At 63.2% G+C, this 16345-nt stretch carries 14 protein-coding genes; 3 read left to right on the forward strand and 11 right to left on the reverse strand.

What is annotated here, in order from left to right; genetic code table 11:
- Position 1 precedes the first annotated feature (1 nt).
- The 10 genes from DBO85_RS04570 to rpsB all read right to left on the reverse strand — a co-directional run bounded on the left by DBO85_RS04570 (position 2) and on the right by rpsB (position 10429).
- Positions 2 to 505 carry an OmpH family outer membrane protein gene (locus DBO85_RS04570; protein WP_108105701.1) on the reverse strand — a complete coding sequence of 168 codons (504 nt, stop codon included), beginning with the start codon at positions 503 to 505 and terminating at the stop codon, positions 2 to 4.
- A 53-nt stretch (positions 506 to 558) separates the two neighbouring features.
- On the reverse strand, positions 559 to 2988 hold the full coding sequence (bamA, locus tag DBO85_RS04575) for an outer membrane protein assembly factor BamA (RefSeq protein ID WP_108105703.1): 2430 nt from the start codon (positions 2986 to 2988) through the stop codon (positions 559 to 561).
- 69 nt (positions 2989 to 3057) lie between these two features.
- On the reverse strand, positions 3058 to 4410 hold the full coding sequence (gene rseP, locus DBO85_RS04580) for an RIP metalloprotease RseP (protein ID WP_108105705.1): 1353 nt from the start codon (positions 4408 to 4410) through the stop codon (positions 3058 to 3060).
- 36 nt (positions 4411 to 4446) lie between these two features.
- Positions 4447 to 5637 carry a 1-deoxy-D-xylulose-5-phosphate reductoisomerase gene (gene ispC, locus DBO85_RS04585; RefSeq protein ID WP_108105707.1) on the reverse strand — a complete coding sequence of 397 codons (1191 nt, stop codon included), beginning with the start codon at positions 5635 to 5637 and terminating at the stop codon, positions 4447 to 4449.
- Entirely contained in the window at positions 5634 to 6461 is an 828-nt protein-coding gene (locus tag DBO85_RS04590; protein WP_108105708.1) for a phosphatidate cytidylyltransferase, read from the reverse strand. The genes ispC and DBO85_RS04590 overlap by 4 nt, the downstream gene beginning before the upstream one ends.
- 3 nt (positions 6462 to 6464) lie before the next feature.
- Positions 6465 to 7217, reverse strand: a complete 753-nt coding sequence (uppS, locus tag DBO85_RS04595; protein ID WP_108105710.1) for a polyprenyl diphosphate synthase — start codon at positions 7215 to 7217, stop codon at positions 6465 to 6467.
- 19 nt (positions 7218 to 7236) lie between these two features.
- Positions 7237 to 7794 carry a ribosome recycling factor gene (gene frr, locus DBO85_RS04600; protein ID WP_108105712.1) on the reverse strand — a complete coding sequence of 186 codons (558 nt, stop codon included), beginning with the start codon at positions 7792 to 7794 and terminating at the stop codon, positions 7237 to 7239.
- Positions 7791 to 8534: a UMP kinase gene (gene pyrH / locus DBO85_RS04605; protein WP_108105714.1), complete on the reverse strand. Its 744-nt coding sequence runs from the start codon at positions 8532 to 8534 to the stop codon at positions 7791 to 7793. The genes frr and pyrH overlap by 4 nt, the downstream gene beginning before the upstream one ends.
- 157 nt (positions 8535 to 8691) lie before the next feature.
- Positions 8692 to 9561 carry a translation elongation factor Ts gene (gene tsf / locus DBO85_RS04610; protein ID WP_108105716.1) on the reverse strand — a complete coding sequence of 290 codons (870 nt, stop codon included), beginning with the start codon at positions 9559 to 9561 and terminating at the stop codon, positions 8692 to 8694.
- A 127-nt stretch (positions 9562 to 9688) separates the two neighbouring features.
- On the reverse strand, positions 9689 to 10429 hold the full coding sequence (rpsB, locus tag DBO85_RS04615) for a 30S ribosomal protein S2 (protein ID WP_108105718.1): 741 nt from the start codon (positions 10427 to 10429) through the stop codon (positions 9689 to 9691).
- 267 nt (positions 10430 to 10696) lie between these two features.
- On the opposite strand from rpsB, the gene map reads away from it, so the two are divergent.
- From map to dapC, 3 genes are read left to right on the forward strand one after another with little or no spacing between them, the layout of a single operon-like run.
- A complete protein-coding gene (gene map / locus DBO85_RS04620) occupies positions 10697 to 11494 on the forward strand; it encodes a type I methionyl aminopeptidase (protein WP_108105720.1) in 798 nt (265 codons plus the stop codon).
- A gap of 24 nt (positions 11495 to 11518) precedes the next feature.
- Positions 11519 to 14218, forward strand: a complete 2700-nt coding sequence (locus DBO85_RS04625) for a [protein-PII] uridylyltransferase (protein ID WP_108105722.1) — start codon at positions 11519 to 11521, stop codon at positions 14216 to 14218.
- Between the two features lie 52 nt (positions 14219 to 14270).
- Entirely contained in the window at positions 14271 to 15467 is a 1197-nt protein-coding gene (dapC, locus tag DBO85_RS04630) for a succinyldiaminopimelate transaminase (protein ID WP_108105724.1), read from the forward strand.
- A 129-nt stretch (positions 15468 to 15596) separates the two neighbouring features.
- Here the strand turns inward: dapC and DBO85_RS04635 are convergent, their stop codons facing one another.
- Positions 15597 to 16256, reverse strand: coding sequence for a polysaccharide lyase family 7 protein (locus DBO85_RS04635; protein ID WP_108105726.1), 660 nt, complete (start codon positions 16254 to 16256; stop codon positions 15597 to 15599).
- Positions 16257 to 16345 lie beyond the last annotated feature (89 nt).

Below are 16345 nucleotides of genomic sequence, written 5' to 3' on the forward strand. Positions count from 1 at the left end.
CTCAGCGCTGCTGATTCATGCGCTCGATGACCTGACGGGTGATGTCGAACTGCGGCTTCACATCCACCACGGCACCACGCTCCAGGACGATGTCATAGCTGCCGTTGCGAATAACCTCCTCCACCGCCTTGTCGAGCTGCGGCTTGAGCTGCTTGAGCATGTCACGATCGGCCAGCGCCTTGGCTTCGTTGAGCTCCTTGGACTGGAACTGGAAATCACGGGCCTTCTGCTTGAATTCGAGCTCCAGGCGCTCGCGCTCGGATTGCTGCATGCGCTCGCCTTCCTTGACCATCCGATCCTGAATGCGCTTAGCGTCACTCTCGAGGGTCTTGAGCTTGTTCAGTTGCGGGCTGAATTTCTTCTCCGCATCAACCGCGTACTTCTTCGCCGCATCCGATTCGAGCAGAGCCATCTGATAGTTCAGCACGGCGATCTTCATCTCGGCGAACGCCGGGGTGGCGAACAGGGCAGCCGCAACCAGAACCAATTGAGTCAACTTACGCACAGTGCACTCCTGCTTAAAAAGCATGTTTTCGTTATGTAGCGTCCGAATGGACGTCAGAAAGTCTGACCCAGAGAGAACTGGAAGATTTCGGTTTCCGCATCATCCGGCTTCTTGAGTGGTGCAGCCAGGCTGAAACTCAGCGGGCCAAGGCCGGTGATCCAGGTCAGACCGATACCCACCGAACTGGCCAGATTGCCAACGTCCAGAGAGCAGGCCGGATCCTTGCTGCGGCCACCCACCACGCCATTCTTCTGGGTGCCACTGCAGTTGGTGTCGTAGACCGCACCCACATCCCAGAAAGCAACGGTGCGCAGCGAGCGCTGATCCTTGACGAAGGGCATCGGGAACAGCCATTCGACGCCACCCTGGACCAGCACGTTACCGCCGAACGGCAGCGGGTCCTGGTCCGGATCGGTTACACGCCCGTATTTGTCCGCCACCGGATTGCCGTTGCCGTCGAACAGCACCGCGTTGGCGGCGGTGATGCGGCTGGGCGTACTGCGCGGACCCAGGGTACTGTCACGGAAGCCGCGCACCGAGTTGAAGCCACCGCCGTAGTAGTGCTCGTAGAACGGCAGGTCGCTGGTAGAACCATAGCTGTCGCCATAGCCCAGCGCAGTGTGGAAGCGCAGCGTGTGCTTCTCGCTGATCGGCGTGAACCATTGGCCGCGGTAGTCGAGCTTGTAGAACGACAGGTCACTGCCGGGAATGGTGGTTTCCAGCACCAGGCTTTGCGAGTGACCGCGGTTGGCCAGCACGCCGCGGTTGAGGGTCGACTCGGACCAGCCCACCGAGGCCTTGAAGTTGGTATAGCTGTCACCCTCTTCATCCATGAACGCGATGATTTCGTCCACGGTGTAGAGGCCGGTCTTGATCTTGTCCTGCTGGAAGTTCAGGCCGAAGTTCAGGCGCGCAGTCTCGCTGATCGGGTAGCCGATGCTGACGCCGGCACCCAGGGTATCCACCGCGTAGCTGGATACGTCGACTTCCAGATCGTCGTAGTTGGTCGTGCTGTAGAAGGCGTTGTAGCCGAGGCTGACGCCGTCCTGAGTCCAGTAGGGGTCGACGAAACCGAAGCTGTAACGGGTCTGGTACTCGCTGCGATTGAGCGCAACGCTGACGCGGTTGCCGGTACCCAGGAAGTTGTTCTGGGTCACCGCGCCGCCGAGGATCAGACCGGCGTTCTGGGCAAAACCGACGCTGGCGGTGATCGAACCCGAGGCCTGCTCTTCGACGCTGTACTGCACATCGATCTGGTCATCGGTGCCGGCGACCGCCGGGGTTTCCACGTTGACTTCCTTGAAGAAGCCCAGGCGCTCGAGGCGGGTCTTGGACTGGTCGATCAGGTAGGTCGAAGCCCAGCCGCCTTCCATCTGGCGCATTTCGCGACGCAGCACTTCGTCTTCGGTCTTGGTGTTGCCGCGGAAATTGATGCGGTTGACGTAGGCGCGCTTGCCCGGATCGACGACGAAGGTGATGTCGACGGTCTTGTTGTCCTGATCCGGGGTCGGCATGCCGTTGACGTTGGCGAAGGTGTAGCCCTCGTTGCCCAGGCGGCGGGTGATCAGCTCGGAGGTAGTGGTCATCACCTTGCGCGAGAACACCTGACCTTCCTTGACCAGCAGCAGCGACTCGATCTCCTCGCGCGGCACGCGCAGGTCACCGGACAGCTTGACGTCACGCACGGTGAAACGATCACCCTCGTCGATGTTGACGGTGATGTAGACGTGCTTCTTGTCCGGGGTGATGGACACCTGGGTCGAGGAGATGTCCATGTTGATGTAGCCGCGATCCAGGTAATAGGAACGCAGGCGCTCCAGGTCACCGGAGAGCTTCTCGCGGGCGTACTTGTCGTCGTTCTTGAAGAACGACAGCCAGTTGGTGGTTTTCAGCTCGAACAGCGCAAGCAGGTCGTCGTCGGCGAAAACGGTGTTGCCGACCACGTTGATGTGCTGGATCGCAGCTACCGTGCCTTCATTGATGTCGATCTTCAGTGCGACGCGGTTGCGCGGCTGGGCGATGACGTCAGCCTTGACCTCGGCGGAGTAACGACCCTGGGCAACGTACTGACGCTGCAGCTCGTTACGCACCGCTTCGAGGGTCGCGCGCTGGAATATCTCGCCCTCGGACAGACCGGACTGACGCAGGCCCTTGAGCAGCTCGTCGGTCTCGATGGCCTTGTTGCCCTCGATCTCGATGCTGGAGATGGAAGGACGTTCGACCACGGTAACGACCAGTACGTCGCCATCGCGACCCAACTGGATATCCTGGAAGAAACCGGTGCGGAACAGGCTGCGGGTCGCCTCGACCAGACGGCCGTCATCGACTTCCTCGCCGACGTTCAGCGGCATCGCGCCGAACACGCTGCCGGCGGAAACCCGCTGCAGGCCGTTGACGCGAATATCGGAAATGGTGAAGGACTCAGCGTGAACTTCGGCGATCATCAAGGCGGCAATCACCGCAGGTAGCAGCAGACGTTTCATGAAGTCCTTTCTTGTTTCAGCAAACGATTGATGCCGACCAGCAGCACACTTCGTGATTCAACGAATTCGTTACAGACGACCCAGGTCGTTGGCCAGTGCGAGAATCATCACGCCAATGACCAGACTGATGCCTATCTGAACCCCCCAAGTTTGCACACGCTCCGACAAGGGGCGGCCGCGCACCCATTCGATCAGGTAGAACAGCAGATGCCCACCGTCCAGGACGGGAATGGGCAGAAGATTGAGGACCCCCAGGCTAATGCTCAGGATCGCGAGGAAGTTGAGGAAATCCCCTATTCCTGACTGGGCGGAAGCGCCCGCCACTTTAGCAATGGTTATCGGCCCACTCAAGTTTTTTACCGAGAGCTCGCCAAGCAGCATTTTCCTCAATGAATCAAGGGTGAGCACACTCATCGACCAGGTCCGCCGCAGGCCCTCGCCAACCGCCTCCAGCGGGCCGTAACTGACCTCGCGGAGCATATACGGCGGCAGCGGGTCGTAAGCGACCACGGCGCCAAGATAGCCCAGGCGTTCGACGACCTTGGGGTCCGCGGGAATCTGCAGCACCGCACTCAGCTCCTGCTCGCCACGCAGATAGCGCAGCTCGACACGCTGACCGGCAAAGCTGCGCGCCACCGCTACGACTGCCTCGGGCGACTCCAGCTGCTCGCCACCCAGGCTCAGCAGCCGATCGCCCTTCTGCACCCCACCCAGCTGCGCGGCACTGTCCTTGCGCACCTCATGCACCAGCGGCGGCGCCTGCACGAACCAGCGGCGCAGACCCAGCGATGCCAGCGGATCGGGGTCGGCGGCGCCGCGCAACCAGGCGTCCAGCTCGATGCGTCGCAGCGTCTCCGTGCTCGACTCCTCATCGCGAACCAGCATCTCGATGCTGCCGCTTTCCCCCAGCCGCTTGACCAGCTGCAGATTCACCGCGCCCCAGCCGGGCGTCGCCTCGCCATCGACCGCAAGAATCTCCTCGCCTGCACGCAGGCCGGCCTGCTCGGCCAGACTGCCGACCTCGACAGCACCGATCACCGGCCGCGCCTGCTGGCTGCCGAGCATGCCGAGAATCCAGAAAAAGAAGATCGCCAGGAGGAAGTTGGCCACAGGCCCCGCGGCGACGATGGCGATACGCTGCCCAACGCTCTTGCGATTGAAGGACTGCCCGAGCTGATCAGCGGGCACGTCGCCTTCGCGCTCGTCGAGCATCTTCACGTAGCCGCCCAGCGGAATGGCGGCGATGGCAAATTCGGTGCCATGCCGATCGTGCCAGCGCAGCAGCGGCGTACCGAAGCCCACGGAGAAGCGCAGGACCCGCACACCGCAGCGCCGGGCCACCCAGAAATGACCGAATTCGTGAAAGGTAACCAGCACGCCAATTGCCACCAGCGTGCCTAGAACCGTGTACAGCGCGCTCATCCGTTCCGTCTCCGCAGCCATCGCCAGCTGAAAATGTTAGCGACCGTAGCGCTCCAGCCAACGCATGGCAAGCGCGCGTGAATCGGCATCCAGCTGCATGACCTGCTCAAGACTCACCACCGGCACCACCGGCTGAGCATCCAGCACTGCCGCGATCAGCACGGACATTTCCAGAAAGCCGATGCGCCCGCCCAAAAACGCCGCCACCGCCACCTCATTGGCCGCATTCAAGGTCGCCGCCGCACTGCCACCCGCTTCGGCGGCCTGGCGCGCCAGGCGCAGGCAGGGAAAACGACGCTCGTCCGGCGCCTGGAAATCCAGACGGCCGATGGCCAGCAGATCCAGTGCCGACACCCCCGACTCGATGCGCTCGGGCCAGGCCAGCGCGTGGGCAATGGGCGTGCGCATGTCCGGGTTGCCCAGCTGCGCCAGCACCGAACCATCCAGATAGTCGACCAGCGAGTGGATCACGCTCTGCGGATGCACCACCACTTCCACCTGGGCGGGTCGCGCAGCGAACAGCCAGCAGGCCTCGATCAACTCGAGCCCCTTGTTCATCATGCTTGCCGAGTCGACCGAGATCTTGCGCCCCATCGACCAGTTCGGGTGCGCACAGGCCTGCTCCGGGGTGACCTGCTCCAGCGCATCGAGGGCGGTCTCACGGAACGGGCCGCCGGACGCCGTCAGCAGGATTCGGCGCACCCCCACCTGCTGCAGCCCCCGCGGATAGTCCAGCGGCAGGCACTGGAAGATCGCGTTGTGCTCACTGTCGATAGGTAGCAGCTGCGCGCCGTGGCGGCGTACCGCATCCATGAACAGCGCGCCGGACATGACCAGCGCCTCCTTGTTTGCCAGCAGCACCTTCTTGCCAGCCTCGACCGCCGCCAGCGTCGGCCTTAGCCCCGCCGCCCCGACGATTGCCGCCATCACCGCATCCACATCCGGATGCGCGGCGACAGCGCACAGACCTTCCTCGCCGCTGAGCACCTCGAGCGCCGGCAAGCCTCCCCCCAGCAGATCGCGAAGACGCCGCGCAGCCTGGGCATCGGCAACCACCGCAAAGCGTGGGCGATGCCGCAAACACAGCTGCGCCAGCTCCTCGACTCGGGAAAAGCCGGTCAGGGCAAAGGCGTGATAGCGCTCGGGATGACGCGCGATGACATCCAGAGTGCTCAGGCCAATGGAGCCGGTGGCGCCGAGCACGGTGATCCGTTGCGGATGCCTCACGATGCCATGCGCCCCGATAACCAGAGCAGCAGGGTAAACAGCGGAATGGCCGCAGTCAGACTGTCGATACGGTCGAACACCCCGCCATGACCTGGCAGCAGGTTGCTGCTGTCCTTGATCCCGCTCTGGCGCTTGAACATGCTCTCCGCCAGATCACCCACCACCGAGAAAGCCACCACCAGCGCCGCAGCGACCAGCGCCTGCACCAGCAACGACGCACCCCAGCCCAGCCAGAGGCCGAGCCCGAGCACCAGCAGCAGGCTCAGCGCCATGCCACCGAAGAAACCTTCCCAGCTCTTGCCGGGGCTGACCCGCGGCGCCAGCTTGCGCTTGCCGAAGGCCTTGCCGGAAAAGTAGGCACCGACATCGGCGGCCCAGACCAGCACCATCACCGCCAGCACCAGCCAGTTGGCGTAGGGCCACTGCTTGAGCAGCACCAGTCCCTGCCAGGCCGGCAGGAGCATCAGCAAACCGATCAGCAGGCCAACGCCGGCGGGTCTCCAGAACCGCGCACTGTCCGGATAGCCGAGCACCAGGAAGATCGCCGCCAGCCACCAGGCCGCCGCGATCCAGAGTAGTGCCGGCGCCAGCAGCGGTAACCGCGGACCGAGAAAATACAGCCCCAGCAGCAGCACGGCGACCAGCGCGGCGTAACCGATACGCGCGCCCCGCGCGGCAAAGCCGGCCAGGCGCGCCCATTCCCAGGCAGCCAAGGTAACGACCGCGCCGATGAACAGCGCGAAACCCCAGCCATCAAGAAGAAAGAAACCCGCCAGAGCGACGGGCAGCATGATCAGTGCGGTGATGATTCGTTGCAGCAGCATGGACTATCGCGCCTCAGCCTCCACCTGCTCGCTGGTCTTGCCGAAGCGACGCTGGCGGGTAGCAAAATCGGCCAGCGCCCTGCGCATGGCCTCGTGCTTGAAATCCGGCCAGTACAGGTCGGAGAAGTAGAGTTCACTGTAGGCCAGTTGCCAGAGCAGAAAGTTGCTGATGCGGTGCTCGCCGCCGGTCCGGATGCACAGATCGGGCAACGGCAGATCACCGGTGGCAAGACAGGACTGGAAACGCTCGCTGGTGATCTGCTCGGGCTGCAAGCGGCCGGCACCGACCTCTGCCGCCAACCGTTGCGCAGCCTGCAGAATGTCCCACTGGCCGCCATAGTTGGCCGCCACCTGGAGAACGAAGCGATGGTTGTTCGCAGTCTGCGCCTCTGCCGCGGCCATGGCCGCCTGCAGCTCAGGGTGGAAGCGCGAACGATCACCGATGATGCGCAGGCGAATGCCGTTGTCGTCGAGCTTGCGCGCCTCGCGGCGCAGCGCACCGAGGAACAGCTCCATCAGCGCACCCACCTCATCCGCCGGGCGCTCCCAGTTTTCACTGGAGAAGGCAAACAGCGTCAGCACCTCGACACCTGACTCGGCACAAACCTCGATCACCGCCCGCACGGCATCGACACCGGCCTTATGACCGGCGACGCCGGGCAACAGGCGCTTGCGCGCCCAGCGATTGTTGCCATCCATGATGATCGCGACGTGCCGCGGGATCGGCGGGGGGACCGCCTTGCTTGATTTGCTCATGATCCGACCACTGACCGCGTCAGACGGCCATCAGGTCCTTTTCCTTGCCTTCCAGGGCCTTCTCGACATCAGCGACGAATTTGTCGGTGAGCTTCTGCACCTCATCGGCGGCGCGGCGCTCCTCGTCCTCGCTGATTTCCTTTTCCTTGACCAGGTCCTTGAGCTGAGCCAGGGCATCACGACGAATGTTGCGCACCGCAACCCGGGCGTTCTCGGCCTCCTGGCGCGCCTGCTTGGTGTAGCCCTTGCGGGTTTCCTCGGTCAGCGCCGGCATCGGCACGCGGATGGTGGTGCCGGCGGTCGCCGGGTTCAGGCCCAGGTCGGAGGTCATGATGGCCTTCTCGACGGCCTGGATCATGCTCTTGTCGAACACGGTCAGGGCCAGGGTGCGCGAGTCCTCGACAGTGACGTTGGCCACCTGGCGCAGCGGCGTGTCGCTGCCGTAGTAGGACACCATGACGCTGTCCAGAATCGCCGGACTGGCGCGGCCGGTACGGATCTTGGCGAACGCGTGCTCCAGCGACTCCAGGCTCTTCTGCATGCGCACCTGCGCGTCCTTCTTGATCTCGTTGATCATTCGTTCGACTCCTCGATCAGGGTTCCTTCGGCGCCACCGACAACGACGTTGAGCAGGGCACCGGGCTTGTTCATGTTGAAGACCCGCAGCGGCATCTGGTGGTCACGACACAGGCAGATGGCGGTGAGATCCATCACGCCGAGCTTGCGATCGAGCACCTCGTCATAGGTCAGGCGGTCGAACTTCTCGGCATGCGGGTCCTTGAAAGGATCGGCAGTATAGACGCCATCGACCTTGGTGGCCTTGAGCACGACGTCCGCATCGATCTCGATGGCCCGCAGGCAGGCAGCCGAGTCGGTGGTGAAGAAGGGATTGCCGGTACCGGCGGCGAAGATCACCACCTCGCCGGTCTTCAGATGGCGCATGGCCTTGCGGCGATCGTAGTGATCGGTGACGCCGACCATGGAGATCGCGGACATCACCAGCGCCGGGATGTTCGAGCGCTCCAGCGCATCGCGCATGGCCAGCGCATTCATCACGGTGGCAAGCATGCCCATGTGATCACCGGTGACCCGGTCCATGCCGGCGGCGGAGAGTGCCGCACCGCGGAACAGGTTGCCGCCGCCGATCACCAGGCCGACCTGCACGCCGATGCCGACCAGTTGGCCGACTTCCAGCGCCATACGGTCGAGAACCTTGGGGTCGATGCCGAAATCTTCGGCCCCCATCAGGGCCTCACCGCTGAGTTTGAGCAGAATGCGTTTATAGCGAGGTTGGCGACCACTCACCTGCTGAGCCATTGCGTATCTCTCCTGCGGCGTTTCGAATGGGTGCAGAGCATATCCTCTGCGATGCTTCGCGTCACAGGGACGCTCGGGTGCAATGGGTGCCCCGATTTGCAAAAGAGGCCGCACGCGTCAAGCGGGCAGCCTCTTCAAAGCAACGACCGGAGCCGTCTTACTGCTTGCTTGCAGCGACCTGAGCGGCCACCTCGGCAGCGAAGTCCACTTCGGCCTTCTCGATGCCTTCGCCCACTTCGTAGCGGATGAAGGAGACGATTTCGGCACCGGCCTTCTTGGCCAGCTCACCGACCTTGACTTCCGGATCCATGACGAAGGCCTGCTCGGTCAGGCTGGCTTCGGCGAGGAACTTGGCGATACGGCCCTTGACCATGTTCTCGACGATGTTTTCCGGCTTGCCGGCGATCTTCTCGGCGTTCAGCTGCAGGAAGATTTCCTTTTCCTTGGCAACCAACTCGTCGGAAACGTCGGCCGGGCTCAGTACAGCCGGGTTGCTCGCCGCCACGTGCATGGCGATGTGCTTGGCCAGCTCGGCATTGCCGCCCTTGAGGGTGACCAGAACGCCGATGCGGTGACCGTGCAGGTAGGCGCCAACGATGTCGCCTTCGACACGCGCCAGACGGCGAATGTTGACGTTCTCGCCGCACTTGGCGACCAGCGCTTCACGGGCGGACTCGCGGGAGGCGACCAGCGGAGCGGCGTCGGTCAGCTTCTGGGCGAAGGCTTCTTCCAGGCTGTCCTTGACGAAGCCCTTGAAGTCGTCCTGCAGGGCCAGGAAGTCGGTCTGCGAGTTGACTTCGATGATCACCGCGGTCTTGTTGTCGTCGGAGACCTTGACCGCGATGGAACCTTCGGCGGCGATGTTGCCGGCCTTCTTGGCAGCCTTGATGGCGCCGGAAGCGCGCATGTCGTCGATGGCCTTCTCGATGTCACCGCCAGCGGCGACCAGGGCCTTCTTGCATTCCATCATGCCTTGGCCGGTGCGCTCGCGCAGTTCCTTGACCAGGGCTGCAGTAATCTCTGCCATGTTCGAATCCTCTGTAGATAGGTGTTCAACCATTCCACCCGCCATGGCGGGCGATTCAATTCCTAAGGTGGCAAAAAGGGGGCCTAGCCCCCTTCTTGCTTACCGAGCAGCGTCAGGCGCGGGCTGATCAGCCTTCGGCCGACTCGGCCGGCGCTTCGGCGACGAACTCTTCGGTCGCGCCGCCGGCATTGCTGCGGCCACGGATCACGGCGTCAGCCATGGAACCCATGTACAGCTCGATGGCGCGGATGGCGTCATCGTTGCCGGGGATGACGTAGTCGACGCCTTCCGGGCTGCTGTTGGTATCGACGATGCCGATGACCGGGATGCCCAGCTTGTTGGCTTCGGTGATGGCGATGCGCTCGTGGTCGACGTCGATCACGAACATGGCGTCCGGCAGACCGCCCATGTCCTTGATGCCGCCCAGGCTGCGATCGAGCTTCTCGAGGTCGCGGCGACGCATCAGCGCTTCTTTCTTGGTCAGCTTGTCGAAGGTGCCGTCCTGGGACTGGGTTTCCAGATCGCGCAGGCGCTTGATCGATGCACGGATGGTCTTGTAGTTGGTCAGCATGCCGCCGAGCCAGCGATGGTCGACGTAGGGCGAACCGCAACGGGCAGCCTGCTCGGCGACGATCTTGCCAGCGGAGCGCTTGGTGCCGACGAAGAGGATCTTGTTCTTCCCGGAAGCCAGTTTCTCAACGAAGGTCAGGGCCTCGTTGAACATCGGCAGGGTCTTTTCCAGGTTGATGATGTGGATCTTGTTGCGCGAACCAAAGATGAACTTGCCCATCTTCGGGTTCCAGTAACGGGTCTGGTGGCCGAAGTGCACACCGGCCTTCAGCATATCGCGCATGTTGACTTGGGACATGAGTGTTCCTTTATATAAGTCGGGTTAGGCCTCCACGCATCCCGCCGTCCAACCCTTGCGGGCACCCAGGACGAACGTGTCGATACGTGTGTGGGTTGAGCTTCGCGGGCAGAGCCTGCAAAAGCGGCGCGTTTTATAGCACAGAAGACCGCCTTAAGCTAGAAGCCAGGAGATCGACGTGGCACCCACACTGCGGCCTTCGTGCTTCGAGCTTTTGGCCTTCAACTGTTACCATTGCCGACTTTCAGGCATTCCCCGAGACCCCGTATGACCGTCACCATCAAGACGCCTGCAGAAATCGAGAAGATGCGCGTCGCCGGCCGCCTGGCCGCCGAAGTGCTGGAGATGATCGGCGAACACGTTCGCCCCGGCGTCACCACCGACGAACTGGATCGCCTCTGCCACGACTACATCGTCAACGTGCAGAAGGCCATCCCGGCACCGCTCAACTATGGCGCCGCGCCTGGCCGCCCGGGTTTTCCCAAGTCGATCTGCACTTCGATCAATCACGTGGTCTGTCACGGCATCCCCAATGAGAAGCCACTCAAGGATGGCGACGTGGTGAACATCGACGTCACCGTGATCAAGGACGGCTACCACGGCGACACCAGCAAGATGTTCATGGTCGGCAAGGCGCCCGAGTGGGCGCAGCGCCTGGCCAAGGTGACCCAGGAATGCATGTACCTGGGCATCCAGAAGGTCCGCCCAGGCGCACGCCTGGGTGATATCGGCGAAGTGATCCAGAAGCACGCCGAGAAGCACGGTTATTCGGTGGTACGCGACTACTGTGGTCACGGCATCGGCGCGATCTTCCACGAAGAACCCCAGGTGGTGCACTACGGGCGCGCCGGCACCGGCATGGAGCTCAAGGAAGGCATGACCTTCACCATCGAGCCGATGATCAACCAGGGCAAGGCCGAAACCCGCCTGCTCGGCGACGGCTGGACCGCGATCACCAAGGATCGCAAGCTGTCCGCACAGTGGGAGCACACCATTCTGGTCACCCCGAGCGGCTACGAGATCCTCACCCTGCGCAGCGACGACAGCATTCCGCGAACGTCCTGACCCCAGCGCCCAGAGACCAGCCCCATGCCCCAGGTGGACCCCGAGCTTTTCGACCGCGGCCAGTTCCAGGCCGAACTGGCGCTCAAGCCGAGCCCCATCGCCGCCTTCAAGAAGGCCATTCAGAGCGCCCAGGCGGTGCTCGATGCGCGCTTTCGCGAGGGCCGCGAGATCCGCCGCGAAATCGAGGATCGTGCCTGGTTCGTCGACCAGATCCTGCGTGAAGCCTGGGCCCTGCTGGACTGGAGCGAGGATGCCGACATCGCCCTGCTGGCAGTGGGTGGCTACGGCCGTGGCGAGCTGCACCCGCACTCGGACATCGACCTGCTGATCCTGCTGGAAAGTGCCGACCACGAAACCTTCCGCGAACCCATCGAACGTTTTCTGACCCTGCTCTGGGACATCGGCCTGGAAGTCGGCCAGAGCGTGCGCTCGATCGAGGAATGTGCCGACGAGGCGCGCGCCGACCTGACCGTCGTCACCAACCTGATGGAGTCGCGCACCATCGCCGGCCCCGAACGCCTGCGCCAGCAGATGATCGAGGTCACCAGCCCCGAACGCATGTGGCCGAGCAAGCACTTCTTCATCGCCAAGCGCGAGGAACAGCGCGCCCGCCACGCCAAGTACAACGACACCGAATACAACCTCGAACCCAACGTGAAGGGCTCGCCAGGTGGGCTGCGCGACATCCAGACCCTGCTCTGGGTCGCCCGCCGGCACTTCGGCAGCATCCGTCCGCAGGCGATGGTCGACCAGGGCTTCCTGCAGGAAAACGAGTTCACCCAATTGCGCGAAGCCCAGGAATTTCTCTGGAAGGTCCGCTACGCGCTGCACATGGTTGCCGGACGCGCCGAAGATCGACTGCTGTTCGATCATCAGGCGACGATCGCACAGATGCTCGGTTTCGGCGGTGACGACCGCAAGCTGGCCATCGAGCAGTTCATGAAGCAGTACTACCGCGCAGTGATGGGCATCGTCGAGCTGTCCGACCTGATCCTGCAGCACTTCGAGGAAGTCATCCTCAAGGCCGAGGAAAGCGACCGCATCGAACCGCTGAACAGCCGCTTCCAATTGCGTGACGGCTACATGGAAGCACTGCACCCGCAGATCTTCGCCCGCGCCCCCTTCGCCCTGCTCGAAGTCTTCGTACTGATGGCCCAGCATCCGGAGATCAAGGGCGTGCGCTCGGACACTATCCGCCTGCTGCGCGATCACCGCCACCTGATCGACGACGACTTCCGCCGCGACATCCGCAACACCAGCCTGTTCATCGAACTGTTCAAGTCGCGCGAGGGCATCCATCGCAACCTGCGGCGGATGAATCGCTACGGCATCCTCGGCCGCTACCTGCCCGAGTTCGGCCATATCGTGGGGCAGATGCAGCACGACCTGTTCCACATCTATACGGTCGATGCGCACACCCTCAACGTGATCAAGCACCTGCGCAAGCTGGGCAAACCCGGCGTGGCAGAGAAGTATCCGCTGGCGGCCAAGGTCATCGAACGCCTGCCCAAGCCCGAACTGATCTATCTGGCAGGTCTCTATCACGACATCGGCAAGGGGCGCGGCGGCGATCACTCCGAACTCGGCGCAGTGGATGCCGAAGCCTTCTGCGTGCGCCACCAGCTGCCCAGATGGGACACCCGGCTGATCGTCTGGCTGGTGCAGAACCACCTGGCGATGTCGACCACCGCACAGCGCAAGGATCTCTCCGACCCCGCAGTAATCAACGATTTCGCCCGGATGGTCGGCGACCAGACCCGTCTCGACTATCTATATGTACTGACGGTTGCCGACATCAACGCCACCAACCCGAGCCTGTGGAACTCCTGGCGTGCCAGCCTGCTGCGCCAGCTCTATACCGAGACCAAGCGCGCACTGCGCCGGGGCCTGGAGAATCCGCTGGATCGTGAAGAGCAGATCCGCCATACCCAGAGTGCGGCACTGGACATCCTGGTACGCGGCGGCACCGACCCGGACGACGCCGAGCTGCTCTGGTCGCAGCTGGGCGACTACTACTTCCTGCGCCATACCGCCGCCGACGTCGCCTGGCACACCGAGGCCATCCTCCAGCATCCACAGGACGGCGGCCCGCTGGTGCTGATCAAGGAAACCACCCAGCGCGAGTTCGAGGGCGGCACGCAGATCTTCATCTACGCCCCCGACCAGCACGATTTCTTTGCCGTGACCGTGGCGGCGATGAGCCAGCTCAATCTGAACATCCACGACGCCCGGGTGATCACCTCCACCAGCCAGTTCACCCTCGATACCTACGTGGTGCTGGATGCCGACGGCGGCTCGATTGGCGACAACCCGGCGCGGGTCAGGGAGATTCGCGCAGGCCTGATCGACGCACTGAAGAACCCGGATGACTACCCCACCATCATCCAGCGCCGGGTGCCGCGCCAGCTCAAGCATTTCGCCTTTCCACCCCAGGTCACCATTCACAATGGCGCCCAACGACCAGTGACAGTGATCGAACTGGTCGCACCGGACCGCCCCGGCCTGCTGGCAAAGATCGGCGGGATATTCCTCGACTTCGACCTGTCGCTGCAGAACGCCAAGATCGCCACCCTGGGCGAGCGAGTGGAAGACGTGTTCTTCGTCACCGATGCCAACAACCAGCCGCTGTCGGACCCTGAGCTGTGCAAGCGACTGCAGGACACCATCATCGAGCAGCTGTCGGTCGGCGATGGCAGCGACACGCCGACACGCATAGAAATCTGAAGATCCGCACCGGGCGACGACCACCGCCCCGGCGCCCAGCCACGAGAAACCGATGAACCCCGCACTCGACCTGCTGCACCCCTACCCTTTCGAGAAACTGCGCGCGCTGCTGGCCGGCGCCACTCCGCCTGCCGAGCGTAGCGCAATCAGCCTGTCGATCGGCGAGCCCAAGCACGCCTCTCCCGCGCTGGTCGCCCAAGCACTGGCCGCCAATCTCGACCAGTTGGCGGTCTACCCCAGCACGTTGGGCGTGCCGCTGCTACGCGAAGCCATCGCCAACTGGTGCGCGCGTCGCTTCGGCCTACAGAGCGACTGGATCGATCCGGCGCTGCACGTACTGCCGGTCAACGGCACCCGCGAAGCCCTGTTCGCCTTCACCCAGGCGGTGATCGACCGCAGCCGCGACGGCCTGGTGATCAGCCCGAATCCCTTCTATCAGATCTACGAAGGCGCAGCCCTGCTCGCCGGCGCCACGCCGCACTACCTGCCGTGCGCGGCGGAAAACGGCTTCAATCCGGACTATGACGCAGTGCCAGCCGAGGTATGGCAACGCTGCCAGATCCTCTTCCTCTGCTCCCCGGGCAACCCGACCGGCGCCCTGACACCGTTGCCGGTACTGAAGAAACTGATAGCGCTGGCCGATCAGCACGACTTCGTCATCGCCGCCGACGAGTGCTACAGCGAGCTGTACTTCGACGAGGCCAGCCCGCCGCCCGGCCTGCTCAGCGCCTGCGCCGAACTCGGTCGCACCGATTTCGCCCGCTGCGTGGTTTTCCATAGCCTGTCCAAGCGCTCCAACCTGCCCGGCCTGCGTTCGGGCTTCGTCGCCGGCGATGCGGCGATCCTCAAGGCCTTCCTGCTCTATCGCACCTACCATGGCTGCGCGATGCCGGTGCAGACCCAACTGGCCAGCGTCGCCGCCTGGAATGACGAGGCACACGTGCGCGAGAACCGCGACCTGTACCGCGCCAAGTTCGATGCCGTGCTGGAGATACTCGCCCCGGTCATGGACGTCGACCGTCCCGACGGCGGTTTCTATCTGTGGGCCCGCACGCCCGGCGACGACCAGCAGTTCACCCGCGACCTGTTCATCCAGGAGAACGTCAGCGTGGTACCCGGCTCCTACCTCTCCCGCGAGGTGGACGGGGTCAACCCCGGCGCCCAGCGCATCCGCCTGGCGCTGGTTGCACCCCTGGCCGACTGCATCGAGGCGGCAGAGCGCATCCGCCGCTTTATCGCTCGCACCTGAGCATCGCGCGCAGGTAGCAGCAAAACCCAGCCGAAATGAAAAAGGCCGCGGAAGTGATTCCGCGGCCTTTTCTTATGACTCCAGGCAGCAGTTGGGCGGACCTTGCGGCCCGGCCAGCCGACTGCAACCTCAGTAGTGGCGAGCCTTCAGCTCCTGGAATGTTACCCGACCACCCTCGGTCACCGGACCTTCGTTGTCGATCACGTAGGCACCCGCCTTGAAGTACATGTACAGCTTGCCCCAGGCCGGATCGATCTGCTCCTGATGAGTCAGGCCATTGATCTTGGTGGTCAGCAGGCCGCTCTTGGACAAATTGATGTCGTAGGTGAACTCGTGGCCGAGCGGCATGCTCGGGTAGGTCATCACGGTCGGGCTCTTGCTGTCGGTCGGCTTGGCGCGGATCTCGACCGTGACGTAGCCCACCCCGCGAATCTGGCTGTAGACCACCTTCAGGTACGGGTACGGATGATTGAGGGCATGAATCTGGCCGATGATGATCTTGCCACTCGAGGGCACCTGATCGACCGACAACTTGGCCCGCATCTGGTTGTGGGCAGCGGTGTACTTCCAGTTGCGCTTGAAGCCGAACGAGTAGGTTTCACGCAATTCGCTGCGCGGGTAGGTACTACCCCGGGTGCTGGTGCCGGTCACCGGTGACCAGAATTCGATCTGGACACCGTCCTTGCGGAAGTACTTGCTCTGATAGCCCTTCTTCAGTTGGCTGGTGCTGATGGTTTTTGCGGGGGTGCCTTCAGGAATGGTGAGGTCCCAGGTGCCTACGTCGATCATGGTGTTTACTCAAAGTGCAGCCGACTTCCGACCCTGACTGCACCTACTACGGGTAAACCGCGAATATCCGATCACGGTGTGGCGAGTGC

This window comes from Pseudomonas mangrovi (assembly GCF_003052585.1).
Taxonomy (GTDB): Bacteria; Pseudomonadota; Gammaproteobacteria; order Pseudomonadales; family Pseudomonadaceae; genus Aquipseudomonas; species Aquipseudomonas mangrovi.